The organism is Paenibacillus sp. FSL R7-0216, assembly GCF_037969915.1.
GTDB lineage: Bacteria > Bacillota > Bacilli > Paenibacillales > Paenibacillaceae > Fontibacillus > Fontibacillus rhizolycopersici.
Genome location: NZ_CP150222.1, coordinates 3,569,712 through 3,592,610, shown reverse-complemented (window position 1 = coordinate 3,592,610; position 22,899 = coordinate 3,569,712). Strand labels below are relative to the sequence as shown.

Annotated in this window: 25 protein-coding genes; 16 read left to right on the top strand and 9 right to left on the bottom strand. The window is 54.3% G+C overall.

Going from position 1 to position 22,899, the window contains the following annotated elements:
• Nucleotides 1-29: 29 nt before the first annotated feature.
• From aroE to MKZ15_RS16505, 8 genes are all read left to right on the top strand, one after another.
• On the top strand, nt 30-929 hold the full coding sequence (aroE, locus tag MKZ15_RS16540; RefSeq protein ID WP_339816971.1) for a shikimate dehydrogenase: 900 nt from the start codon (nt 30-32) through the stop codon (nt 927-929).
• Between the two features lie 44 nt (nt 930-973).
• The gene (gene yhbY / locus MKZ15_RS16535) at nt 974-1,264 is read left to right on the top strand and encodes a ribosome assembly RNA-binding protein YhbY (RefSeq protein WP_155605663.1); all 291 of its coding nucleotides are present in this window, start codon (nt 974-976) and stop codon (nt 1,262-1,264) included.
• An 18-nt stretch (nt 1,265-1,282) separates the two neighbouring features.
• The gene (locus MKZ15_RS16530) at nt 1,283-1,876 is read left to right on the top strand and encodes a nicotinate-nucleotide adenylyltransferase (protein WP_339816969.1); all 594 of its coding nucleotides are present in this window, start codon (nt 1,283-1,285) and stop codon (nt 1,874-1,876) included.
• The gene (gene yqeK, locus MKZ15_RS16525) at nt 1,860-2,447 is read left to right on the top strand and encodes a bis(5'-nucleosyl)-tetraphosphatase (symmetrical) YqeK (RefSeq protein WP_155605661.1); all 588 of its coding nucleotides are present in this window, start codon (nt 1,860-1,862) and stop codon (nt 2,445-2,447) included. Before MKZ15_RS16530 ends, yqeK begins: the two co-directional genes overlap by 17 nt.
• Nucleotides 2,448-2,795, top strand: a complete 348-nt coding sequence (rsfS, locus tag MKZ15_RS16520) for a ribosome silencing factor (protein WP_193416429.1) — start codon at nt 2,448-2,450, stop codon at nt 2,793-2,795.
• Nucleotides 2,792-3,709, top strand: coding sequence for a S1-like domain-containing RNA-binding protein (locus MKZ15_RS16515; protein WP_155605659.1), 918 nt, complete (start codon nt 2,792-2,794; stop codon nt 3,707-3,709). The genes rsfS and MKZ15_RS16515 overlap by 4 nt, the downstream gene beginning before the upstream one ends.
• Before the next feature lie 42 nt (nt 3,710-3,751).
• Nucleotides 3,752-4,525 carry a class I SAM-dependent methyltransferase gene (locus MKZ15_RS16510; RefSeq protein ID WP_155605658.1) on the top strand — a complete coding sequence of 258 codons (774 nt, stop codon included), beginning with the start codon at nt 3,752-3,754 and terminating at the stop codon, nt 4,523-4,525.
• Between the two features lie 297 nt (nt 4,526-4,822).
• Nucleotides 4,823-5,473 (top strand): SGNH/GDSL hydrolase family protein, encoded by a 651-nt coding sequence (locus MKZ15_RS16505; protein WP_213622668.1) that lies wholly within the window; start codon nt 4,823-4,825, stop codon nt 5,471-5,473.
• A gap of 50 nt (nt 5,474-5,523) precedes the next feature.
• Here the strand turns inward: MKZ15_RS16505 and MKZ15_RS16500 are convergent, their stop codons facing one another.
• The gene (locus MKZ15_RS16500; RefSeq protein WP_016311381.1) at nt 5,524-5,853 is read right to left on the bottom strand and encodes a helix-turn-helix transcriptional regulator; all 330 of its coding nucleotides are present in this window, start codon (nt 5,851-5,853) and stop codon (nt 5,524-5,526) included.
• A gap of 229 nt (nt 5,854-6,082) precedes the next feature.
• On the opposite strand from MKZ15_RS16500, the gene MKZ15_RS16495 reads away from it, so the two are divergent.
• The 4 genes from MKZ15_RS16495 to MKZ15_RS16480 all read left to right on the top strand — a co-directional run bounded on the left by MKZ15_RS16495 (nt 6,083) and on the right by MKZ15_RS16480 (nt 12,214).
• Nucleotides 6,083-7,465, top strand: a complete 1,383-nt coding sequence (locus MKZ15_RS16495; RefSeq protein ID WP_339816968.1) for a helix-turn-helix transcriptional regulator — start codon at nt 6,083-6,085, stop codon at nt 7,463-7,465.
• Between the two features lie 298 nt (nt 7,466-7,763).
• Nucleotides 7,764-9,473, top strand: coding sequence for a ribonuclease J (locus MKZ15_RS16490; RefSeq protein ID WP_339816967.1), 1,710 nt, complete (start codon nt 7,764-7,766; stop codon nt 9,471-9,473).
• Between the two features lie 113 nt (nt 9,474-9,586).
• The gene (locus MKZ15_RS16485; RefSeq protein WP_339816966.1) at nt 9,587-10,984 is read left to right on the top strand and encodes a helix-turn-helix transcriptional regulator; all 1,398 of its coding nucleotides are present in this window, start codon (nt 9,587-9,589) and stop codon (nt 10,982-10,984) included.
• A gap of 249 nt (nt 10,985-11,233) precedes the next feature.
• Nucleotides 11,234-12,214, top strand: a complete 981-nt coding sequence (locus tag MKZ15_RS16480) for a sugar kinase (protein WP_339816964.1) — start codon at nt 11,234-11,236, stop codon at nt 12,212-12,214.
• A 193-nt stretch (nt 12,215-12,407) separates the two neighbouring features.
• Here the strand turns inward: MKZ15_RS16480 and MKZ15_RS16475 are convergent, their stop codons facing one another.
• Together MKZ15_RS16475 and MKZ15_RS16470 are read right to left on the bottom strand one after the other, a co-directional pair.
• Nucleotides 12,408-12,944, bottom strand: coding sequence for a methylated-DNA--[protein]-cysteine S-methyltransferase (locus MKZ15_RS16475; RefSeq protein WP_339816961.1), 537 nt, complete (start codon nt 12,942-12,944; stop codon nt 12,408-12,410).
• 55 nt (nt 12,945-12,999) lie between these two features.
• Nucleotides 13,000-13,581, bottom strand: a complete 582-nt coding sequence (locus MKZ15_RS16470) for a bifunctional transcriptional activator/DNA repair enzyme AdaA (RefSeq protein WP_339816959.1) — start codon at nt 13,579-13,581, stop codon at nt 13,000-13,002.
• Between the two features lie 205 nt (nt 13,582-13,786).
• Here MKZ15_RS16470 and MKZ15_RS16465 point away from each other — a divergent pair, with 205 nt between their 5' ends.
• Nucleotides 13,787-14,680 carry a DNA-3-methyladenine glycosylase gene (locus MKZ15_RS16465; RefSeq protein WP_339816958.1) on the top strand — a complete coding sequence of 298 codons (894 nt, stop codon included), beginning with the start codon at nt 13,787-13,789 and terminating at the stop codon, nt 14,678-14,680.
• A 67-nt stretch (nt 14,681-14,747) separates the two neighbouring features.
• Here MKZ15_RS16465 and kduD read toward each other — a convergent pair whose 3' ends face one another.
• Genes kduD through kduI form a run of 3 tightly spaced genes read right to left on the bottom strand, consistent with a single transcriptional unit; the run spans nt 14,748 to nt 17,145 of the window.
• Complete coding sequence (kduD, locus tag MKZ15_RS16460; protein WP_339816957.1) at nt 14,748-15,500, bottom strand: 2-dehydro-3-deoxy-D-gluconate 5-dehydrogenase KduD; 753 nt, start codon at nt 15,498-15,500, stop codon at nt 14,748-14,750.
• Between the two features lie 31 nt (nt 15,501-15,531).
• Nucleotides 15,532-16,293 carry a DeoR/GlpR family DNA-binding transcription regulator gene (locus MKZ15_RS16455; RefSeq protein WP_339816956.1) on the bottom strand — a complete coding sequence of 254 codons (762 nt, stop codon included), beginning with the start codon at nt 16,291-16,293 and terminating at the stop codon, nt 15,532-15,534.
• A gap of 18 nt (nt 16,294-16,311) precedes the next feature.
• Nucleotides 16,312-17,145 carry a 5-dehydro-4-deoxy-D-glucuronate isomerase gene (gene kduI, locus MKZ15_RS16450; protein WP_339816955.1) on the bottom strand — a complete coding sequence of 278 codons (834 nt, stop codon included), beginning with the start codon at nt 17,143-17,145 and terminating at the stop codon, nt 16,312-16,314.
• A gap of 204 nt (nt 17,146-17,349) precedes the next feature.
• Here kduI and MKZ15_RS16445 point away from each other — a divergent pair, with 204 nt between their 5' ends.
• From MKZ15_RS16445 to MKZ15_RS16435, 3 genes are read left to right on the top strand one after another with little or no spacing between them, the layout of a single operon-like run.
• Entirely contained in the window at nt 17,350-19,011 is a 1,662-nt protein-coding gene (locus tag MKZ15_RS16445; RefSeq protein ID WP_339816954.1) for a hypothetical protein, read from the top strand.
• Nucleotides 19,012-19,051: 40 nt separating this feature from the next.
• Nucleotides 19,052-19,720, top strand: coding sequence for a bifunctional 2-keto-4-hydroxyglutarate aldolase/2-keto-3-deoxy-6-phosphogluconate aldolase (locus MKZ15_RS16440; RefSeq protein WP_339816953.1), 669 nt, complete (start codon nt 19,052-19,054; stop codon nt 19,718-19,720).
• A gap of 50 nt (nt 19,721-19,770) precedes the next feature.
• On the top strand, nt 19,771-20,553 hold the full coding sequence (locus tag MKZ15_RS16435; protein WP_339816952.1) for an SDR family oxidoreductase: 783 nt from the start codon (nt 19,771-19,773) through the stop codon (nt 20,551-20,553).
• Nucleotides 20,554-20,595: 42 nt separating this feature from the next.
• On the opposite strand, the gene MKZ15_RS16430 is transcribed toward MKZ15_RS16435, so the two are convergent.
• The 3 genes from MKZ15_RS16430 to MKZ15_RS16420 form a co-directional block, all read right to left on the bottom strand.
• Nucleotides 20,596-20,844 (bottom strand): hypothetical protein, encoded by a 249-nt coding sequence (locus MKZ15_RS16430; RefSeq protein WP_339816950.1) that lies wholly within the window; start codon nt 20,842-20,844, stop codon nt 20,596-20,598.
• A 136-nt stretch (nt 20,845-20,980) separates the two neighbouring features.
• Nucleotides 20,981-22,084, bottom strand: coding sequence for a Gfo/Idh/MocA family oxidoreductase (locus MKZ15_RS16425; RefSeq protein ID WP_339816948.1), 1,104 nt, complete (start codon nt 22,082-22,084; stop codon nt 20,981-20,983).
• Nucleotides 22,084-22,815 carry a ThuA domain-containing protein gene (locus MKZ15_RS16420; RefSeq protein ID WP_339816946.1) on the bottom strand — a complete coding sequence of 244 codons (732 nt, stop codon included), beginning with the start codon at nt 22,813-22,815 and terminating at the stop codon, nt 22,084-22,086. The genes MKZ15_RS16425 and MKZ15_RS16420 overlap by 1 nt, the downstream gene beginning before the upstream one ends.
• Nucleotides 22,816-22,899: the final 84 nt, after the last annotated feature.

The following is a 22,899-nucleotide window of genomic DNA, read 5'->3' as shown; positions in this document are numbered from 1 at the left end:
CCAGAGTCGGCTGAGCGGGAGGAGAACCGATGGGAGAGCAAGCGAATCACGAGAAACGGGAAGGTGAACAGGCGCGGGAAGGCAGCCGCGCCGGGCAGCCGCTGCTGCTCGGCGTCATCGGCGATCCGATCCAACATTCCAAATCGCCGGTCATGCATACGGCCGCGCTCAAGGCCTGCGGGCTCGCAGGCGCTTATCTGCCTTTTCACGTTAAGGGAAGTCGGCTGGAAGAGGCGATCCGGGGCGTTCGCGCGCTGGGGTTCCGGGGCATCAATGTCACGGTCCCGCATAAAGTGGAAGTGATGGACTACTTGGACCGGATCGACGAGGGAGCCCGGTTAATCGGAGCGGTGAACACGATCGTCAATGACGGCGGTGTGCTCACCGGGTACAATACCGATGGGATCGGGTATATCCGATCCCTAAAAGAGGAAGCGGCCCCAGAACTAAGAGGAAAACGCGTGCTGGTGCTGGGCTCCGGCGGCGCAGCGCGCGGGATCGTATATGCGCTGCTGCAGGAGGAGCCGGGCCTCGTGACGATCGCCAACCGTACCGCTGAGAAAGCGCGGGAAATGGCCAACGAATGGGCGCATCTCGGCCGCTTGAACGGCTGCGGGATGGAGGAACTGGATGAAGTTCTACCGGAAGTTGATCTCATCATCAACACCACCTCTGTCGGTATGCATCCGCACGTTGGGGATTGTCCGCTGGATTCGCGGCAGATCCCGGAGGGGATCGTCGTTAGCGATCTGATCTACAATCCGCTCAAGACAGAGCTCTTACAGCAAGCCGAGGTGAGAGGATGCACGATCCATAGCGGACTCGGAATGTTCGTCTACCAGGGAGCTTACGCGTTTGAGCATTGGACCGGCCGGACCGCTCCGGTTGAAGCGATGCGGGCCGCGGTTTTAGCGAGCATGCATCAATAAAGTGAGTTGTCGCATAATTGAATATTAAGGAGTCATGAAACGACATGTTAACGGGAAAACAAAAACGTCACCTGCGCAGTATGGCGCATAGTCTGCAGCCTATTTTTCAAGTAGGCAAGGGCGGAACGAATGAGCATATGGTCAAGCAGATTTCGGAGGCACTCGAACGCCGGGAGCTAATCAAAATTTCTGTGCTCAATAATAACCTGGACGATCCGCAGGAAATCGCGGAGGAGCTGGCGAAAGGCGCCGGCGCCGAGCTGGTTCAGTTGATCGGTCGGACGATTATCCTCTACAAAGAATCTCGCGAATACAAGCAAATCGAACTTCCATAGGTTCGGAGGAAACGCAAAATGAGAAAAATCGGCATTATGGGCGGGGCGTTTGATCCGATTCACCTCGGCCATCTCCTGGCGGCGGAGGCCGCCCGAGAACAATATCATTTGGAAGAGGTTTGGTTCATGCCCTCCCATATCCCTCCGCATAAGCATCAGGCCGGCGTCAGCGGCCAGCAGCGGCTGGAGATGGTGGAGGCGGCGATCGACAGCCATCCGGCTTTCAAACCGCTCGACATCGAGCTGCGCCGCGGCGGGGTATCCTATACCGTGGAGACGATCCGGGAAATCCGTTCGTTGCATCCCGATCTGGAGTTCTATTTCATTATCGGGGCCGATATGGTCAATTATCTTCCGAAATGGGAAGGGATCGAGGATTTGGCCGGGATGCTCTCGTTTATTGGGCTGCAGCGCCCTGGGAGCTTTCTGGAGCTGGACGCGCTGCCCCCATTCATCCAGGAGGCGGTGCAGCTCGCAGAAATGCCGCTCGTCGATATCTCTTCGAGCTTGATCCGCAGCCGCTTATCCGCTGGACGTTCAATCCGGTATATGGTCCCGGACGCCGTGTATGAATATATGACAAGGAGCGGATTGTATGGATTACAGCCGTGAGGAACTGATCGCTGCTGTTTCCGCGGGGATGCCTTCCAAACGTTGGAAGCATGTTGAAGGCGTAATGGAGAGCGCGGTCATCCTGGCCAAGCGGTATGGAGCCGATCCGGTCAAAGCCGATTTGGCCGCCCTGCTGCATGACCTGGCTAAGTTTTGGCCGATTGAAGAGCAGGAGGCGATCATCCGCGATAACGGCTTGAACGCCGATTTGCTCCGGCATGACAAGCAGCTGCTGCATGCCGAAGTCGGGGCTTTTATCTCGAAGCGGGATTACGGCGTGGAGGATGAAGAGGTGCTGGACGCGATCCGCTACCATACCTCGGGCCGAGAGGGCATGACCCTGCTGGACAAAATCGTCTGCCTGGCCGATTATATCGAGCCGGGGCGCGAATTCCCCGGTGTGGAGAAGATTCGTGAACTGGCGGAGACGAGTCTGGAGGATGCGCTGGTTGCCGGATTCGACTCGACGATCTCTTTTTTACTGGAGAAGGGTAAACCGATCTTTCCGCTGACGTTATTGGCGCGTAATGATTTGATAGTAAACCGAACAAAATCAAGGGAGGCTGAGTGAATGGCGGTAAATTCAAACGAATTGTTGAACATGGCGGTGCAAGCCGCAGACGATAAAAAAGCGATGAACATCGTAGCATTGGATTTGAAGGGGATTTCTTTGATCGCGGACTATTTCGTGATCTGTCACGGCAACTCGGATACACAGGTGCAGGCGATCGCCACGGAGATCCGGAAAAGAGCGCATGACGCTGGCGCGAACGTTCGTGGCATTGAAGGTATGGATTCCGCACGCTGGGTACTGATGGATCTAGGCGATGTGGTCGTCCATGTGTTCCATCGGGATGAACGCGAATATTACAATATTGAGCGGCTTTGGTCGGATGCCAAAGTCGTGGAGACGGTATGAGTCTGGTCGCAGGGACGATAGTATCTTTGCCGATAGATCGCGAAGTTTCGCCATACGGCTATTTCCTTAGCGCGGGTGGACAGGATGTCCTTCTCCATTACTCTGAGCTGACCCGTCAGGTTAAGCCGGGAGAACCGGTTGAGGTATTCCTGTTCTTCGATACGGAGGACCGTTTGGCAGCCACGATGAAAAAACCGCATCTGACGCTTGGCGAGCTGGCGTTGCTCGAGGTGGCGGACGTACATCCGCGGCTGGGCTGCTTCCTAGAGATGGGTTTGGGTCGTCAATTACTGTTGCCGATCCGTGAGCTACCTGAGTTGAAGGAGCTCCATCCACAGGTTGGTGATCAGGTGTACGTCATCATGGAGCACGACAAGCAGGGACGACTCAAAGCGAAGCTGGCGGGTGAGCAGGAGCTCGCTCCTCACGCCTTCCATGCCCCGGAATCCTGGAAAAATCAATGGCTGGACGCCATCGTCTACAAGCCGCTGCAAATGGGGACGTTTGTTGTCGTCCAGGGCGGCGTGTTGGGGTTTGGCGCGATCGGCATGATCCACACATCGGAACGCAATCGTCTGCTGCGGCTAGGTGAACGTGTGCAGGTTCGCGTATCCCATATTCGCGAGGACGGGCGCGTGAACCTGGCGATGGCACCGCGCAAGGAAATCGGCATGGGCCAGGACGCGGAGCGCATCCTCGCGTATCTGGAGAGCCGCCCGGGCGGCGGTATGCCGTATTCCGACGCGACACCGCCGGACCTGATCAAGCAGCGGTTTTCGATCAGCAAATCCGCGTTTAAGCGGGCGATCGGCAAGCTGATGAAGGAAGGCAAGGTGGTCCAGAAGGAAAACTGGACCTATTTGGTCGAGTCGCCGGCAGCTGGCGGAGACGACTCAAAACAACCGGAAGCCTAAGTAACAGCAGCATCCAGACAGAAAGCGGTGACTAGCAAGCCCATGGCATCCTATCGGAAATTTGCTTATGTGTATGACGAATTGATGGAAGACATGCCTTACCCGGACTGGATCCGATTTGCCCGCACGGCCTGGGAGCGGCATGGAATGCCGCGGACGGTCGTCGATCTCGGCTGCGGAACCGGCAGCATCACGATTCCACTGGTGAATGCCGGGTTCGAGGTGACGGGGATCGACTTGTCCGCCGACATGCTGGCAGTGGCCCGCCGTAAAATGGAAACGACACCCCAAGGTGCCCGGCTGTTCCGCGAGGGCAGCGTGCGCTGGGTGCAGCAGGATATGACGGAGTGGTCCGTGCCTGAGCCGGTTGACGCCGTCATTTCTTTTTGCGATTGCTTGAACTATTTACTGGAAGAGGACGATATTGTTCGCACCTTCCGCCGTACATATGAAGGATTAAAGCCCGGAGGAACGTTTCTGTTTGACGTGCACCACCCCAACACTTTAGTTCGGTACGAGGAGGAGCAGCCGTTTATTTGGGATGAGCCCAGCGTGTCCTATATCTGGACATGCGAACGGGATGCCTATCGGAATGAGATCGAGCATCATTTGTCGATCTTCGCTCGCGAGGAGGAGCAAGGGCCGGGGTTATACCGCCGATTCGAAGAAACGCATATCCAGCGGGCCTACGACCCGGCATGGATGAGAAGCGAGTTGCTGCGTTGCGGATTCCGCGACGTAACCATTTACGCGGATTTCGAGTGGGTGGAAGCGGTGGATGACGCGGCCCGGCTGTTTTTTGTGGCGGTGAAGTGATCGTGTTCTTATCCATGTGAAGCTACGCATCATACAACTGAATAGATGCAAAAGTGCAGTTATTTTGGAGTCATTTTGATGCCAACGACGAAATAGTTGCGTATGTGCAGTTATTTTTGGCGATGAACGGGTTTTTGCCCTTATACTCTCAAAAATAACTGCATTTTTGCAGCAAATCGCGAGTTTGAGAACAGACTTGAGGAATTAGCTGCATTTTTGCACTAATTTCTTCATGAAGGATCGCGGGTTTCCAAAGTTATAATGGGAAACAGAGTCGAATGGAAAGAGGAGAAACGCATGAAAAAGCAGCTGACCGTTTTGTTCCAAGGGGATTCCATCACGGATGGAAACCGGGGACGAGACAAGGATCTGAATCATATTCTGGGGCATAGCTACGCTTATATCATCGGTGCTAAGCTGGGCAATGATTTCGCACATTTGAAGCCTACCTTTGTCAATCGGGGCGTGAGCGGCGACCGGGTTTCTGATCTGTACGCCAGATGGAATGAGGATGCAATCAGCCTGAAGCCAGATGTTATCAGCCTGCTGGTTGGCGTTAACGACGCTTGGCGGCAAATGAGCGGTGAACCTAGCGGGGCGACGGATCGCTTCGAGCGGGCGTACCGTCATTTGCTGGAGGAGACGAAGGAAGTATTGCCAAACACCAAGCTGGTGTTATGCGAACCGTTTATCTTGAACACCGGTGCTACGGCGGAAAAATGGACCGAGTGGGAGCGCCTGGTGGGGCGATATCAGGACACCGTGCGCCAATTGGCCGAGGAGTTTGGTGCGGTGCATGTGCCGCTGCAGGACGCTTTTGATGCGGCGACCGAGAAGGCAGAGGCGGCATACTGGCTCTGGGATGGCGTCCATCCGACGGCGGCGGGTCATGATTTGCTGGCCGGACGTTGGCTGGAGGTCGTAGGACGCAGCGGATTGTGGGACTAAGCGAACATGAACAAAGGGTTTAAAGCGGAGGATATCCGTTTTAAACCCTTTTATTTTTGACGAAACATTTCTTTCAGTACACGGTATGCGCGCGCTTGTTCCTCAGCGGGCTGCTCTTGCAGCAACTGCACGATTTGCCAAATCCACGTTTGGTCCTGGAGCTCGTCGTACCCCGGATTCCGAAATAACGCATACACGCTGATCTGCAGCGCGTCCGCGATTTTGTGTAGCGTTTCGAGCTGCACGTTTTGTTCCCCGCGTTCCAATCGCCCGATATAAGAGCCATACGTTTCCGTCGATTCGGCCAGTTGTTCCTGAGTAAGCCCCTTGAGTTTGCGATAGTACCTGACATTCTTGCCGACTTGCTTTGCTACTTCCATGAAGGCCACCTCTCGTAATAAGTTTAGTCCAAGCGGAGGGGTGAACTGCAGAGCATTAAAAGTTGCATATCGTCTATTAAAGAACTTATAAGTTTCATATTGCATATTATTGACATAAAAGGACAAACATATTAGATTAGAGACAGGAATATTTAACCATTGCTCAAAAAGTGTGGAGATTTATATCTGAACTTTTTAGGTGGATCTGAATTGAAACGAGGTGGTTTGATTGACTTCGACAACCACGATTCTCGCAAAAGTTTCCGAATACATGAAAGAGAAGAGTCTAACTTTGAGCCAATTTGCAAGGGATTCGGATATTAATCCCGGAACATTTAGTTCGATATTGAAAGGCGTGCGTTTACTTACCGTCGATCAATTAGACCGAATTACGGAGTTAATGGACCTCCCCAAAGGACATTATTATGAGGCTTATATCAAAGAGCATCTCCAAGAGATCAACCCTGACTGGCGCCGAGTGTATCCGCTGCTCAACAGCTGCGCCGAACTTCGAAAACTAGACAGTATTCGCAAAGTCGTTGCGTTACTCCTGGACAACTTACTGTACGCACCACTATTGTTCGAACTGGCCGAGGAGTTGTTTGCGAAAAGGATGCACGAAGCGGCGGAGGTTTTATATGAAAACGTTGCCCTGAGCGAAAGAAGGCAACATTCCGAGCGGTTGGCTTTATGCCACTACAGGTTGTTTACGATTCGTCAAAGAACCAATCATGAACTAAATTATCAATCCGCTATTCAGTTCGAGCCCTTTGTGGAACGATTGGATGAGATGGACCAATTGGATGCATTAAAGGATTTGGCCCATAGCTATCGTGCCTTGCGTCACTGGGATAAGGTGGATAAAATAGCAAGCATGTTAGAGACTAAGGCTAGTATCCTATACTTTAAAAGAGAGATAAATCCTACTAAGAAGCCCAGCCGTCCTTTATTTACTTATTTAGCATCCTCCTATCTATTTCACGGAACGGTTTGTGAAGTAAGGGGAGAGTATGACCGAGCACTTTATTATATTGATCTATATGCTGATTTAAATTGGGTGAAGGAAACAGACAATGAAGTGCAGTATTGGAAAACGTTGTTTTCGGATTGGGCACGAGCGAATACTTTTGTGACTAGATTAGGTTCCGGGGATATCAGCATACTACCTGAGTATGTGTCGTATCTTGAATCTCAAAAGGCAGAAATTCATGTTGGAATGCTAAATATCGTTGAGGCAGCAAATAGATTCGGATTTAATATTGATGCGTTGCTCATGCGCCTTGATACCGACATTAAAAACATTTCAGACGATATTAAAGCTGCTGGAGTATATTCTAGTCAATTTGTTTCTGAGCGTTCCGCTCGATTATTTCATGAGCTAGCTGTTTATTACATTAATAAAAGTGAGTACCCGATAGCTTTTCATTATTTAGAGGGCAGTTTAACGATTTCATTAAATATCAATCAGAAGTCATGTATAATTAAATGCGTAGGTCTTTATGAAATATATAGGGAACATCTAGATGAAAAGTCACTACTTAAGTTTCAAAAATTAATAAAAGAGGTGTATGAGCATGAGAAAAAAAGTTATCTGCATCCTGTTAGCGTTTAGTTTTTTTTCATTGCCCCTCTCGTCATTACTAAATCTTCCAGAGCCAAGCTTTCGTACCTTTAGCGAACATCATGGGGGTTAACTAGAGTATCGTGTTATAATTTTAAGTTTCACTAAAGATCGACTTTGTGTAGAGTCGATCTTTTTTTCTTTCACCCCAAAAAGTCTACCCTCTACCTAATCTCTTATTTCAATTTCAATATCATTCCGTAAAAATTAAATAGTTATTGTGCCGATAATTCAGTATAATTCTCTTATACCCTATTGAACGAACCCTTCAGAGAGGATTATCTACCTAATGAATGTAGCAGCAACTAAACCAGTAAAGACAAATCGACGTTCGAAGTCGTCTCCACCGCCTGTACGGATTTTCTCGCTCGGCGGGATCGGGGAGATCGGCAAAAATATGTACGGCATCGAATATAGAGATGAGATCATTCTGATTGACGCGGGGCTTAAATTCCCGGATTCCCGCTTGACGGGCATTGATTGTATCATTCCGGATATTCGTTATTTAATTGACAATAAGCATAAAATGAAAGGCCTGTTCCTCACCCATGGTCACGAGGATCATATCGGCGCGATTCCGTACGTGCTTCGCCAATTGCAACTGCCGATTTACGGCGGCCCGTTGACCATCGGGTTGGTTAAAGCCAAGCTAGAGGAGCATCGGCTGCTCGGACAAGCGGAGCTGCATGTGTTCCAAGAGAACGATCGGTTCGCGTTTAAACATTTGGCCGTGCATTTCTTCCGGACCACGCACAGTATCCCGGATGCCTTCGGTATCGTCGTTGATACCCCATACGGGTCGATCGTGCATACGGGAGATTTCAAATTCGATTTCACGCCGGAGGACCGTCCTGCCGATCTATTTAAAATGGCCAGCGTTGGCGGTGAAGGCGTATTGGCGCTGCTCGCCGACAGCACGAACAGTGAGAAGGAGGGCTTTACTCCTTCCGAACGTCGGGTCGGCGACGCAATCTTGGATTCGTTCCGCGGCTGCCATGGGCGGATCTTGTTCGCTACCTTCGCCTCCAACGTACATCGGCTGCAGCAAGTCGTGGAAGCGGCGACCCTCGTGAACCGTAAAATTGCCGTCATCGGCCGCAGCATGGAGAAAGTGTTCGCCATCGGCCAGGATCTGGGATATATCCGCGTACCGGAAGGCATGCTGATCGACGTGAAGCATATCGACCGTTACCCCGAGGAGCAAGTACTCATCGTCTGCACCGGCAGTCAAGGAGAGCCGAACGCGGCGCTCAGCCGGATCGCTTCGGGGGCCCACCGGAGTGTGCAGGTTTATCCGGGAGATACGGTCATTTATTCGTCCTCGCCGATTCCCGGCAATGCACAGAACATCAACCGCAGTATTGACTTGCTGCTGCGGGCTGGCGCGAACGTCATTTACGGCTCGATTTTCGACATTCATACGTCCGGGCACGGTTGCCGGGAGGACCTGAAGCTGATGCTCAGCTTTATCCGTCCGAAGTACTTCATCCCGATTCACGGCGAATATCGGATGTTGCTTAGTCACCGCAATCTGGCGCTGCAAACGGGCATTCCCGAAGATCATGTGTTTGTCATGAACATCGGTGACACGTTATCGGTGTACCGGAACCGGGCCAAACGGGGGCGGACCATCCCTTCCGGGCAAGTGCTAATCAGCAACGGGGAGATGCGTCCGACCTCAGAAGACGCGCTACTGGTTGAACGAATGGAGCTGGCTCAGGAAGGCATCGTCATCGTCGTGATGACGGTTGACCGCAAAACGCGGCAAATTCTAGCCGGACCGGATATCGTCTCGCGCGGCTTCGTATACATGCAGGACGCCAGGCCGTTGCTGCGCCGGGCCGAAGCGATGCTGAAGCGGAGCTTGAACCGGCTCGGCGAGAAGGAGTCTTACGATCATAACGCTTGGCTGCGGGCGACACAGCAGCAGCTGCGGCGATATTTTGTCAAAGAAGTGGGCCGAACCCCGCATATCATGCCGTCCATTCTGGAAGTCTAGTGACGGCAGGGAGCTTCCCGAGAAATAGGGAGGCTCCTCTTTTTATTTGACCACCTGTTCATATTTCCGTATAATGTGTAAAAATATAGGAGATTCCGAAGGAGGGAGATCCAATGACGAATGAACCCACGATTCGTTCCGTGATCAGCCGCCAGCTGGAAAGGAAAGGATATTCCTTGCACAGCTTTTCCCACCGTTCAGGAATTAATCGGGGAACGCTCAGTGCCATTTTAAACGGAAATCCCCCCAAACCTATCTCCATCGGGCAGCTAGACTTGATCACTGAAGCGCTCGAGCAACCGATCGGACGGTATTATCCCTTATACATTGAGGAGTGTATCGATTCCGGGCATCCGAACCGGAGGAGATTGAAGTCGTTTATGCTCCGCTGCGCGGAAATTGGAGAATTGGCCTGTATTGAACAGGTGTTGTCCCGTCTGGCCGAGGACCTGTCCTATCTCCCGATGATTTTTGCTATTGGCGAGGAACTCTATGAAGAAGGAAGGCGCGAAGCGGCGAGGCTATTCTACCAGTCGGTTTGCGAATACGAGAAATATCAGCATTCGGAACGTTTGGCGATCAGCCAATACCGCCTGTTCCGGATGAACCTGGGGGATGACGCGGAATCGAATCTGCGGTCCGCGACCTGGTTCGAGCCGTACCGCAACCGGCTTCCGGAGGGTCTTCAACTCGACGGGCTGCTTCATCTGGCGAATGCCTATTACACGCTGCAAAAGTGGTCTTATGTCGTTAGATTTGCCGAGGAATTGCAAACGCTGGCCCGGCGTATCTATGAAACGAGCCGCAAAACGGCGTCTGCGAACCCTTATCACGAACTGCATTGTGAACGTCACCTGGTGGTCTATTACGGTCAAGGGTATTTGTTGAAAGGCTCGGCCTTGGAGCATCAGGGGAGGTACGGCGAAGCGTTGGCCTGCGTGGCCGAATACGCGGATTTAAGCTGGTTTGAAGGCCTAAACGAAACGGGTTGGAAAGAGGTCGGGAAATTTAAGGTTTGGGCCAGAGCAAACCGGTACAATCTGGAGATTTTGAATGGAAATGAAGCCATCCTTCCGGAATATATCGACTTCCTCAAAGAGCATCCCTATGAGGTTCTTCCCAGTTTGAGGATCATTGTCGAAGCGGCGAACCTTAACGGTTTTCTGATCGACGACGTATTAAAAGAGTTTCCCGTGAATACGGATTTATATAACCAGTTTCCGAATTACTATGTTTCTGCCGTCAATAAGGACCGGTACCTGGATTTAAACTACCAGCTGGCCATGTATTTGCTGCGAGAACAGAAAATCGCGGAAGGCTTGGAGAAATTGATCTATGCGCTCAAATATGCCGTTGCTCAGAAGAATAAGGAGTTTTTTATGAAAATGGTCCCGCTGTTTGAGCAGTATCGAAGCTTTGTTTCGTCCGAACAGCTGAAAGAGTACGAAATCTTGATGGGGGAGGTGTTGAAAGGTGCGGAAATGGATCTTGGCACTCACGCTGATCATTAGTTTCGGCACAGGGGGGCTCGGCAGCAGCCTCAGTTATGACGGTCATCTCACAGCCTATGAGAATGGGGTTGGGGGTTAGGCTGTCGCGAGAGAGGGGGCACTTCCGAACGTTGAACAAGCCGGTTCATCCGGGGCAACCCGAAGGGTGGATTGGCTTTTTTTCATATTATGCCTATTATTATAGTTTTCCGAGACCGGACATGAGATAATGATAACAAACTGAATCCAAAAGAAGGTGTGAATCTGAAAATGAATTCGTTCAGTGAAACTAGACCGAAACCGGGAAGCCCGGAAGTCGTCACGTTCGGCGAAAGCATGGCCTTGTTGATCGCGGAAGGGGGCAAAGGGCTCGAATATGCAAGCGCTCTCTCGCCATCGTTTGGGGGTGCGGAATCCAACGTGGCTATCGGATTGGCCCGTTTGGGGCAAACCTCGGGATGGTGCGGCCGCCTTGGGGACGATCCGTTTGGCCGACGTATTCTGAAGGTGATCCGTGGCGAAGGTGTCGATGTGAGCCGCGTCCGGTTGACGGACGAAGCGCCTACGGGCATGATGGTACGGGAGAACGTGGCAGGCAAAAGCTCGGTCTATTATTACCGCAAGTTATCCGCGGCCAGCTTCATGCGTCCGGAGCATCTGGACGAGTCGTATATCGCCGGGGCCAAGGTGCTGCACTTAACCGGTATTACGCCTGCGCTTAGCGCCTCCTGCGTGGAAACCGCCCATGCGGCGGTAGATATCGCCAAACGGCATGGGGTGAAGGTCAGCTTCGATCCCAACTTGCGCTTGAAGTTATGGAGCATCGAGGACGCGCGCAAGGTGTTGTTGCCGCTTGCGATGAAGGCGGATTATTTCCTGCCGGGGCTCGATGAATTGAAGTTGTTATACGAGACCGATTCGGTGGATACGATTATCGGGAAGCTGCAGGAGCTGTCAGCCATTAGCATTATCAAAGGCGGAGACGACTGTACCTTCGTGCTGGAACAAGGCCATTTGACCTCTGTCCCTTATTATAAGGTAGAGCAAGTGATCGACACGGTGGGAGCGGGCGATGGATTTTGCGCTGGATTTCTGGCCGGCGTGGTGCGCGGATACAGCATGGTTGAGGCCGTTCGCCTAGGTAATCTGGTCGGGGCCCAAGTCATTCAGGCCGTTGGCGATTGGGAAGGACTGCCGAGCGCGGCGGAGATTGATCGTTTGCTGTCCGGTAAAGGGCATGTAGAGCGGTAAAGACTTCAACTAACTCTTCCGACAGAGATGAAACTAGCCTAGAATGTTAACGTGATCATTTTATTGTTTTTGCTGCATCCCCTCACGCCCAAGCCGCCGGAGCAAAGTTTCGGCGGCTTGGTTGTTTCTTAGGAGCGCTCGGCCGCGCGGTACCCAATCGCGGCTGCCTTGGGAGCGCGGCGTTCGCTTCGGCTCATCGGCGGCTGCCTATGAAGGCCGCATGTTCCAAATCAAGCAGCCGGGTTTTCATCTCCAGGCCGCCGCGGTAGCCGGTGAGCGAGCCGTTTTTGCCGATTACCCGATGGCAGGGAACGGTGATCAGCAGCGGGTTGGCTCCGATCGCCGTACCAACGGCGCGGACGGAGGACGGTTTTCGGATGGCCTCGGCGATATCCGTGTAAGAACGGGTTTGCCCGAAGGGAATGTCGCAAAGCGCCTCCCATACCGCGAGTTGAAACGCCGTTCCCCGCAAATCGAAGGGGAGGGTGAAACGTTCGCGTTTGGCCGCCAAATACTCCGTCAGTTGAGCGGCGTAGGGTGCCAGGCGCTGCTCGTCCTGCATGAGCGGACTCCCTGGGAAGCGGCGGCCGGCCCATGCGGCTAGTTCTTCGAATGGCCGGCCGAAAGAGCCAACGTACGCCAGGCCATTGCCGGTGGCGGCGAGGTACAGGGTCCATTGGCCATCGTTGAGCCGTGACCAGTATATGGGTTGGGGTTGGTTGGTTTTCATGGGTAATACACCTCCAGGCTTGATCGAATATAGCCGTGAACAACGGTAATTTTCGCTAGGTCGGCGATCCCGCCTGCGAATTCCGATATTCGTTTGGCGTGATTCCGGTCGTTTTTTTGAACAAGGTGATAAAGTACGCCGGGCTGCCGATCCCCACTTCGAGGGCGATATCCGCAACCGTGCGTCGCGTATGGAGCAGCGTTCGCTTGGCCGCTTCGATTCTGCGCCGCTGGATGTACTCGACCGGCGTCATTTGCATGGCGCGTTTAAAAGTGCGTTGCAGATGGTACGGACTGCCGTGGCACATGTCGGCCAGAAGTTCCAACGTAAGCTTCTCGTCATAATGGCGGTCGATGTAGTCGGCGATTTGCCCCACCCATTCCCGGTCCGGCAGCGGTTGTCCGTCGGGTTTGCAGCGCTTGCAAGGGCGGAAACGGGCGGCCTTGGCTTGCTCGGCACTGGCGAATATCCGGACGTTTTCCCGTTTGGGCGGCTTCGATTTGCATGAGGGCCGGCAGAAGATCCCCGTGCTGGCGACCGCGTAGAAAAAGCGACCGTCCTGCGAGGCATCGTTTTGGATGATCGCCTGCCATTCCGTTTCACTGGCGGTTGGATAATCCCCGCTGGTCATCGTCATGGGTGACCTCACCTCCTGCCTTAGTATACCTTTGCAAAGGCTGCTTCGTCATGTTTTTCGAATGGAAAAGCAAGATAACGAAATGGATTCGAACGCGAATCGTGTTAAAACTATAGGAGTAAAGCGTTGTTCAAAGCGAGGAGGAAGTGTCATCGGTCAGTTAGATTCAGGAAAGCCGAATGCGGCGTGGGAAGATCAGGGGTCTATGTTAAGGCTGTCGGTGCCCGAGGAATTCAGTTTTGCCGAAAATGTGAAGTACTTGTCGCGGTCATCCAATGAATGCTTGTCGCGGATTGACAACCAGCGGCTGTACAAGGCCGTTCCGCTGGAATCCGGAGCGACTCCCGTGATGGAAATCAGCGCGGAGGGGAGCGAGGCCTTGAAGGTTCGATTCCTCGGCGGCACGGCTCCTTCCCGGAAGCGGGATCGCGAAGAGGTCGCTCGTTACGTAAGGGACTGGTTCGATTTGGATACCGATTTGCGTCCGTTTTATGAGATGGCGCGAAGGGATGCATTGCTTCAGGGAACGGTGGATTCCTTCTACGGACTGCGCAATATCGGCATTCCCGATTTGTTCGAAGCCTTAGCCTGGGGAATCATTGGCCAGCAGATCAACCTGGCCTTTGCCTACACGCTGAAACGGCGGCTTGTGGAGCAGTTCGGTCGGCATGTCGACTGCGAAGGAGAACGGTACCTTGTATTTCCGTCCGCCCGGGACATCGCCGGTTTGACCGTCCAGGATTTGGAGGGGATCCGCATGACCCGGAACAAATCCGAGTATCTGCTCGGCACGGCCCAATGGATTGCCTCGGGAGAACTGACGAAGGAGGGGCTGCGGGCTGCGGGCGGGGTGAAAGCTGCGGAGAAGCGGCTCGTCGGCATCCGCGGCATCGGTCCGTGGACGGCTAATTACGTGCTGATGCGTTGCCTCCGAATGCCGGATGCCTTTCCGGTTGACGATGTAGGTTTGCAGAATGCGGTCAAGCATGTGCTTGGGATGGACCGGAAACCGGCCGCAAAGGAGCTCTTGGCCTGGGCGGAAGGTTGGAAACCGTGGCTGTCGTACGCGACCTTCTACTTATGGAGAGTGTGGTATTAACAAATCGGAAACAGGCAGCCGCCGTTGGAAATACTCGGAGCTGCCTGCTGGTGATATCGATATTAACTTATCTTGCCATCCATCCGCCGTCGACGCAAAGGATATGGCCATTCAAATAGTCGGAGGCGGCGGAGGCGAGGAAGACCGCCGGGCCCTTTACGTCCTCCGGTGTTCCCCAACGTCCGGCTGGAATCCGATCCGTGATCGAGGCCTTCCGGTTCTCATCGGCCCGTATCGGCGCCGTGTTGTCTGTCGCCATGTAACCAGGAGCAATGCCGTTGACCTGCAAACCGTAGGAAGCCCATTCATTGGCGAACGCTTTGGTTAGTCCTGCAACCCCATGTTTGCTGGCCGTATAGCCAGGTACGTTGATTCCGCCTTGGTAAGATAACATCGAGCAGATGTTGATCATTTTGCCGCTGCCGCGTTCGATCATGTGGCGCCCGGCGATTTGCGACAGCAGGAATACCGTGTTCAGGTTAATGTTGATCACGTCAAGCCAATCCTTCTCGCTGTGGTCCTTAGCGGGTGTTCGACGAATGATCCCGGCGTTGTTTACTAGAATATCGATCGCTCCCGTAAGCTTCAGCGCCTCGTCGAAGGTCTCCTGCAATTTGTTGTGATCGCTGAGGTCCACCACGATTTCCGAAGCTTTACGGCCCAAGGCCGTAATCATGCTTACTGTCTCCGCGCTGCTGCTCAGCGAGGCGCAAACGACGTTGGCACCGGCTTCAGCTAACCCAACAGCGATGCCCTGACCGAGTCCACCGGCTGCCCCGGTGACGAGGGCCGTTTTGCCTGTTAAATCAAATCGATTCATGAGTATACGCTCCTCCTTAAAATATCGTTCGTTATTCGTCTTTCCATTCGATCGTTACGCCGGCACGCTCGTACGGTAGTGACGTTTCAGCAGGGAGGCCGCGATCGGTGATGATACGCGAGATTTCGCTGAGCGAAGCGAAGGTGCGGAGCGCCGTCTGCCCAAACTTCTGATGGTTCATGACCGCGATCGCTTCCCGGGACGTTTCGATCAAAGCCCGTTTGAAATCAATCAAATCACCGGTATAAATCGACAGACCGTGTTCCGGGTGGATGCCGGTCGCCGAGATAAAAGCCTTCTGGATATTTAACTGGCGAACGTACGCTGCGGACTCCGGACCGGCCAGCATATTGCGGACGCGGTAGCCCCCCGGCACGACGAGACGGATCTGGTCTTTGGCCGCCAGCTCGCTGATAATGTACACGTCGTTGGTGACAACGGTCAGAGGCCGATTCTCGAGACGCCGGGCCATCTCCAGCGTGGTGCTGCCGCCGTCCAGCGCGATAATGTCGCCCTCCTGGATGTGGGTTAAGGCGAGCTGAGCGATTTGGCTTTTCTCCTCGGCATGTTTCGCCAGTGGCTCTTTGGACGGCAGGATGCCGTACTGGTCGCTTTGGGCAAGCATGGCTCCGCCATGCACGCGCACTAGAAGCCCTTGCTCCTCCAGCTTGGCGAGATCCTCCCGGATCGTCTTACCGGTCACGCCCAGACTCTCGCTTAATTGCGCCACCGTCACTTCCTTTTGCGTCAGCAGAACCTCCATGATTTTTTCATAACGTCGAATTTGATTCATGCTAGATTTCACTCTTTCTTATTTCAAGTCTTTCATGGGAACCGCGTCCATGTCCGCATAGGCTTTGTTATCGCCGGCCATTCCCCAAATAAATGTATAATTGCTAGTTCCGACCCCGCTATGGATCGACCAGCTCGGCGAGATGACGGCTTGCTCGTTGCGCATCACGATATGCCGGGTTTCGCTGGGTTCGCCCATTAGATGAAATACAACGGCGTCGTCCGCCAAATCGAAGTACATATAAGCTTCCATGCGGCGTGGATGGACATGGGCAGGCATCGTGTTCCACATGTTGCCGGTCTTGAGCTGGGTCATCCCCATCACGAGCTGAGAGCTTTGTAGGCCATTCTCATGAATGAACCGGTGAATGGTACGGTCGTTCGAGTTCTCGATCGAGCCAAGCGCACCGGATTCGGCTTCCGCCAGCGTTGTTTTGGCCGTAGGGAACTCCTGATGCGCCGGGGCTGAATTTAAATAGAATTTCGCCGGCTTCGCCGCGTCCTTGCTTCGGAAAATTACCTCGCGTGAGCCTTTGCCGACGTACAAGCAATCCTTGTTGTTCAGCTCGTATTCCGTACCGTCGACAAGGATCGATCCCGGCCCGCCTACATTAATGGCTCCAAGTTCGCGCCGTTCGAGGAAGTAGGCGACCCCCAGTTCCTTCAGATCGGTCTCCAGCTTAACTTCCTGCTTCACCGGGGCGGCACCGCCGATAATCAGCCGGTCTTCATGCGTGAGTACCAGCTCCAGGCGATCCGGCGTAAACAAGGTGGGGATGTGGAATTCCTTGCGCAGCCGATCCGTATCGAATTGCTTGACCTCATTGGGATGCGAAGCGTAGCGACGTTCCATGTAAAATCTCTCCTTTTCACGTTCATTTTGGTGTATAATGTTCATATACGTTCACATTAATCCATTTCGGTTCATTTTGCAAGGGGTTACATCTAGAGAAGGAAGCTCGCAGAAGTTCAGAGGATTGCCGTAACAAATCGTGGATTCACCGGCTTTAGCCGCCGTGGGAACCATGATAGGATGTGGGGGAAGGGGCGCTATTTGATGAATCTTTATCGAGCAAGAATGGGAGAAATCGTCCATCGAGCGGCCGAGTATGCGTGGCGTCAGCCTCTCCTAGCCAGCGGGCTGTGGTTTCACAGCGATATTAGGGACAACTTTTATTACGCCTCCTATTTATTTGCAGCCGCCGTCGACTCGGAAGAAACGTCGTCGTTTGATCGCGTGGAAGGCCGGCAACTGGCGGAGAAGGTGCTGCTGCGTGTGCTTCTACTGCAGGATCGGGTGGCGGCTAGCCCGTTGTACGGCCATTGGCCACTGGGGCTTGACCCGGCTCCGGATCTGGCAACGCCTCATGTGCTGCCGGTGGAGCTGATGGGCAGTTTGATGGTGTATTTCGTGCAGAGCTATGGGGAGCACCTGAGCCCGGAGGTGGCTACGCGGTTCGAGGAGGCCTTGTCCCATGTGTACCGCAGCGGATTTTATCGCAAACCTTTACGGGAGTACAACCATCACGAGGCGAAGTACACGGCTGCGAAGCTGATCTTTGGACAGCGATACGGGGATGCGGCATTGTTTGCGGATGGAAGGGAATGCCTGCGACAAACGCTTGCCCATCTTCGCCTTGAGGGTATGGCCGAATACGGGGCTTTGCCGTGGTTCTGGCATTGGATTCAGGCGTTTACCTGCGCGTGGGGGCTGGTGGATGATGCGGAGGTCAAGAACGAGCTCTCCGAGATGCTCGACCATTTATGGAACGTTCGAGCGGTGTATTATTTCAAAGGGTCTTGGGTTGGGGCCCATGCCCGCGGCTGGCCGCATGATTCGCCGCGGGACGCCAACGTCCTGCACGACTATGTGCAATTCGGCGATTTCGAGTTGCCGAAAGCGATGCCACGCACAGAGTATGCCGGGTTTCTATTCTACGAAGCGCCCCTGCGAGCTCGGCATCGGGCGCTGGAGCGGAATGAACCCTTCGAGGCTCGAGCCGCTCTTCTTAAAGAGATCGGCGGTGTGAAGCATCGGCTTCATTCCTATGCTTATCTCACCGGTCAATTTGGGGTCGGGGGGATGTGGGAGAGAGTCGAGGAATTCGACAACGAACAGCTGCGTTGGCTATTCAGCTTGCCGGTCCGCGGCGAGAAAGGCAATCAGCTGTATTTTTTCCATCCCGGCAAAGGATATGATCCTGCGGGAAACGACCCGCGCCATCAAAGCGGGTGGACGGATGTGCTGTATCATAAGAATGTCGTTATGGCTGTATACTCACTGCCGGAAGACGCGACGGAACAGGTCTATGGCGTGCTTCCGGAAGGAGAATGGCGGTTTGCAGCGAATGGTATATTCGGAAAGGTCGAAGAGACGTATTTTGCCGTGTATGTATCGGGGGCTTACCAGGTACAGGATCGGAACGGTTATCTGCAAGTTGTGGCGGATGCACGCTGCGTTGGCATCGTAGTGGAAGCCCTTGGCGTACCGGGAGCGAGCCTTCGGGGGATCACCGGACTGGATGAGTTCGTCTCAACTGCGATGTCCCGTGCGCCCCGATATGAAGTCGGTGGAGGAGCGGGAAGCATCGGTGTGTCGTACGCTACATATGCCGAGGAAGCCAAGCTTTTTCTCCGCGTTGAGGGTCCCGGACTTCTGGGAAATCGACAGGTGAACGGCCAGCGTGTTGATTTGGAGTCATATTCTTTTTCATTGTAAGGGGCAAAGAACACGTAATCGTAAGAAAGAGGGTATAAGGATGAAGAAGCTGCAGCTTACGCAAAAAATCATGCAAGAAGGCGTTGTCGCCGTGTTGCGTGGTGAAACTCCGGAGGAAGTCGTGCAAATGGCCGAGCAGGCGATTGCCGGCGGTATTAAAGTCATCGAAGTCACGATGACGATTCCGTTTGCTTTACGGGCGATCGAGGAGCTAGCCCGCAAATACACCTGGGACACGCAGGATGAATCCCGATATGCCATAATCGGCGTGGGAACGGTGCTTGATCCCGAAACGGCGCGGGCGGCGATTCTGAGCGGCGCTCAGTTCGTCGTCGGGCCATCCTTGAACCCGGACACGGTGAGATTGTGTAACCGTTACCGCATCCCGGTGATGCCTGGATGCATGACGATCAAAGAAATCCAGGAAGCGCTGGAGCTGGGGGCGGACATCGTGAAGCTGTTCCCGGGCAATCTGTACGATCCGTCGATGATCAAGGCCGTCAAGGGGCCGCTGCCGCAGGCAAACCTCATGCCTACCGGCGGGGTCTCGCTGGCGAATCTCGGCGAATGGATCCAAGCCGGGGCGGTGGCTGTCGGCATTGGCTCGGAATTGACGAACGAAGCGGTGAAGAAGAACGACCTGTCGCTGATCGCCCAGAAGGCGGCGGCTTATAAGGCGGAGTATTTGAAGGCCAAAGGGTTATCCTAAACGTAGATTATTCTGAATAAAAAAGAATAAATCGACGAGGAGGGATTCACGTGGATCTTGGTTTGCAAGGGAAACGGGCAATGATAACTGGCGGCAGCAAGGGCATTGGTCTTGCTACCGCCCTCATGCTAGCTGCGGAAGGGGCTCGAGTAGCCATCGTCGCGCGGGGGGAAGGTCCGCTTAGGGAAGCGGCCGCGACCATTCATGCGAAGACGGGGGTTGAACCGCTCGTCCTCGTCGCCGACGTCGCTTCGGGTGAGGATGCGCGCCGGGCGGTAGAGCAGGCGGCGGAGCAATTTGGCGGGCTCGATATTGTCATCAACAACGCCGGAACGTCGGCCGCAGGGCCTTTCGAGCAAGTCGAGGCGGAGACTTGGGGAGCGGATCTGGATCTAAAGGTGCTCGGGACAGTGAACTTCTCCCGGGCTGCCGTTCCCTATCTGCGTGAAGCCGGGGGCGGTGCGATCCTAAATGTCACCGCGATCAGCGGCAAAACGCCGGGAGCTTCTTCTTTGCCGACATCGGTTAGCCGGGCAGCCGGCCTGGCCCTCACGAAGGCGATGAGCAAGGACCTAGCTGCCGACCGCATCCGTGTGAATGCGGTATGCATCGGGCTGGTCCGCAGCGACCAGATCGAGCGAAAATGGCGCCAAGCCGCGCCCGACCTCACCTGGGAGCAGTTCGCGACCGATCCGCGCCATGGCATCCCGCTGGGGCGGATTGGCCAGGTAGAGGAGGCGGCGAAGGTGATCGCCTTCCTGGTCTCCGAGGCCGCGTCGTATGTGACGGGCACGGCGGTCAACATCGACGGCGGCACGTCGTCGGTGTTGTAACACGGCGGGGGGAATCGCCGGTTGAAAAGGCTGATCGTCGAATTAGTGACGATCCGCTCTTTTTACAGGGGAGATGCTCCGGTTCATTTGAATCAACCGCGCTATGGGTATTCGCTTCATCGCCTCCGTCCCCAAAGCGCTGCCAACCGAGCCCAACAGCACGCTGGCGGTTACCAACTTGATCAAGTAGTAAATTCCGGTCCCTGCAATGAGATCCAGAACAAAGATGTTTCGGATCGTAGACGCTTTGATCGTCACAAATATAAAGGGACGTTGCTTATTAGCGGCCATAGTTCCCCATTCCTCTCCATAAATCGCTGTTCATCTATATGGCGCGCATAGTTTGGACTATACTAAAAAAAGAACTCCCGAACGGAAAGAAGCTCGGGGGTTCTTTGCGATTAGGTTTCGTCAGCTAGTTATCCGGCTAATCGAGTTGATACGGCTCCAGGCCCACCGGCAATGCGGCGGGTGGGGTACAGGTGCTTTGCATCTCATAGTAGGTGCCCGCATCGGAGGCATCGTGGAAGCCCCACATCGCCTCCAGCACGTGGTAGGCCAGCTCGCCGCTGGCGCGGTGCGGCCGGCCGTGCAGTAAGGCGCTCGCCATGTCGGCCGGGCCGATGCCGCGGCTGTTCTCGGCATAGCCAGGGAGCAGCGGGACCTCGGTCCAGGCTTCCTCGCCGATCCGACGGAGTTTGACCGGGCCGCCGAAGGAATTCGGATCAGGCACAAGCAACGTGCCTTCGGTCCCATGAATTTCGATCGGGGGCAGCGTGCTGCCACCAAAAATATCGAAGCTGGTGGTTAGCGTAGCAATCGCTCCATGCGCAAATTGCAGCGTACCCGTGACATGAGTGGGCACCTCGACTTCAATCGATTGCCCGTACTTTTTCTCGCTAGTGATCGTACGTTGTTCCAGCGCTTTGCCGGTCATCCCGGCGATACGATGAATCGGACCCAGCAACTGAATCAGTGCCGTCAAATAGTAGGGACCCATATCAAACATCGGTCCTCCGCCTTTGGCATAATAAAATTCCGGGTCTGGATGCCAGAACTCGTGCCCGCGGCTCATCATAAACGCAGCCGCCGACACGGGACGTCCAATGGCCCCGTCCTGAATCAGCTTCAGCGCCGTCTGGATTCCGGCGCCGAAGAACGTCTCCGGCGCGCTGCCGACCATGAGCCCGTTGCGGCGGGCTGCTTCGAGGACGGCCAAGCCTTCCTCACGGGTTACGGCCAGCGGCTTCTCCACGTACACATGTTTGCCGGAATCCAATGCTTTCAGGCAAACCTCGGCATGTGCCGCCGGAATGGTCAGGTTGATCACGATCTGAATGTCGGGATCTTGCAGCAACTCGTCAACCGAGCAGGCTCGGGGGACGTTGTATTGTTTGGCCTGCTCCCGCGCCCGGTTCACATCGAGGTCGGCACAGGCCACAAGATCAAGCGCCTCGAACTTTGCGCAATTTTCCATGTAAATGCCGCTGATTTTGCCGCAGCCGATAATCCCTACCTTGATTTTGTCCATTATTGGCTGTCCCCCATGCCCGTATAGTTGTGCTGGAGCTGTCCATTGCCGCCTTGCGATTCCAGGGCAAGCCGCTTGCCTTCCGCTGCCCACAGCATCCCGCGAGTCATCATTTCCTTCACCGGAGGCAGGTCCACGATATCCGCGTGATGACCTAGCGAATTATAGTAGACTCGTCCGATGCCCCAGCGCTTCGTCCACACGACCGGCATATCAACCGGCTTATTGAGGCGGTGAGGTCCGTCAACGACCGGGAAACGGGTGGTCGCTAGCACCTCAACCGCGGGGTCGACATGGAGGTAATACTGCTCGGTCTGGACGCGGAAATCCTCGATCCCTTCCACTAACGGACTGGAATTGGCGATGATTTCAACCTTGTAGTCCACACCGTCATTACCAGGGTGGGCAACCCATTGTCCGCCGGTCATAAATTGCCAATCGACGTTGTTCCGGAACGAATCGCACATCCCGCCATGGCAACCGGCCAGGCCGGTTCCCGCTTGTACCGCTGCCGACACATTATTTACCAGCCCCTGGTCGATGGTTCCCATCGTCCACACCGGTACGATTAGATCAAGACCAAGCAGCTTTTCCGCATCGGCAAAAACCTCCAAGGTATCGGAGACCTCCACCTCGAATGCATGCTCTCGCAGAACGCCGGCGAAAATTCCAGCTACCTGATCCGGCTCATGTCCATCCCAGCCGCCCCAGACGATTAATGCTTTTTTCATCTTGACTTTCCTTCTCTCCTCTAAGGTATGTTTCCTCCGAACACATTTCAGTAGCTCATCTAGTTGCTAACGGACACCAGAGAC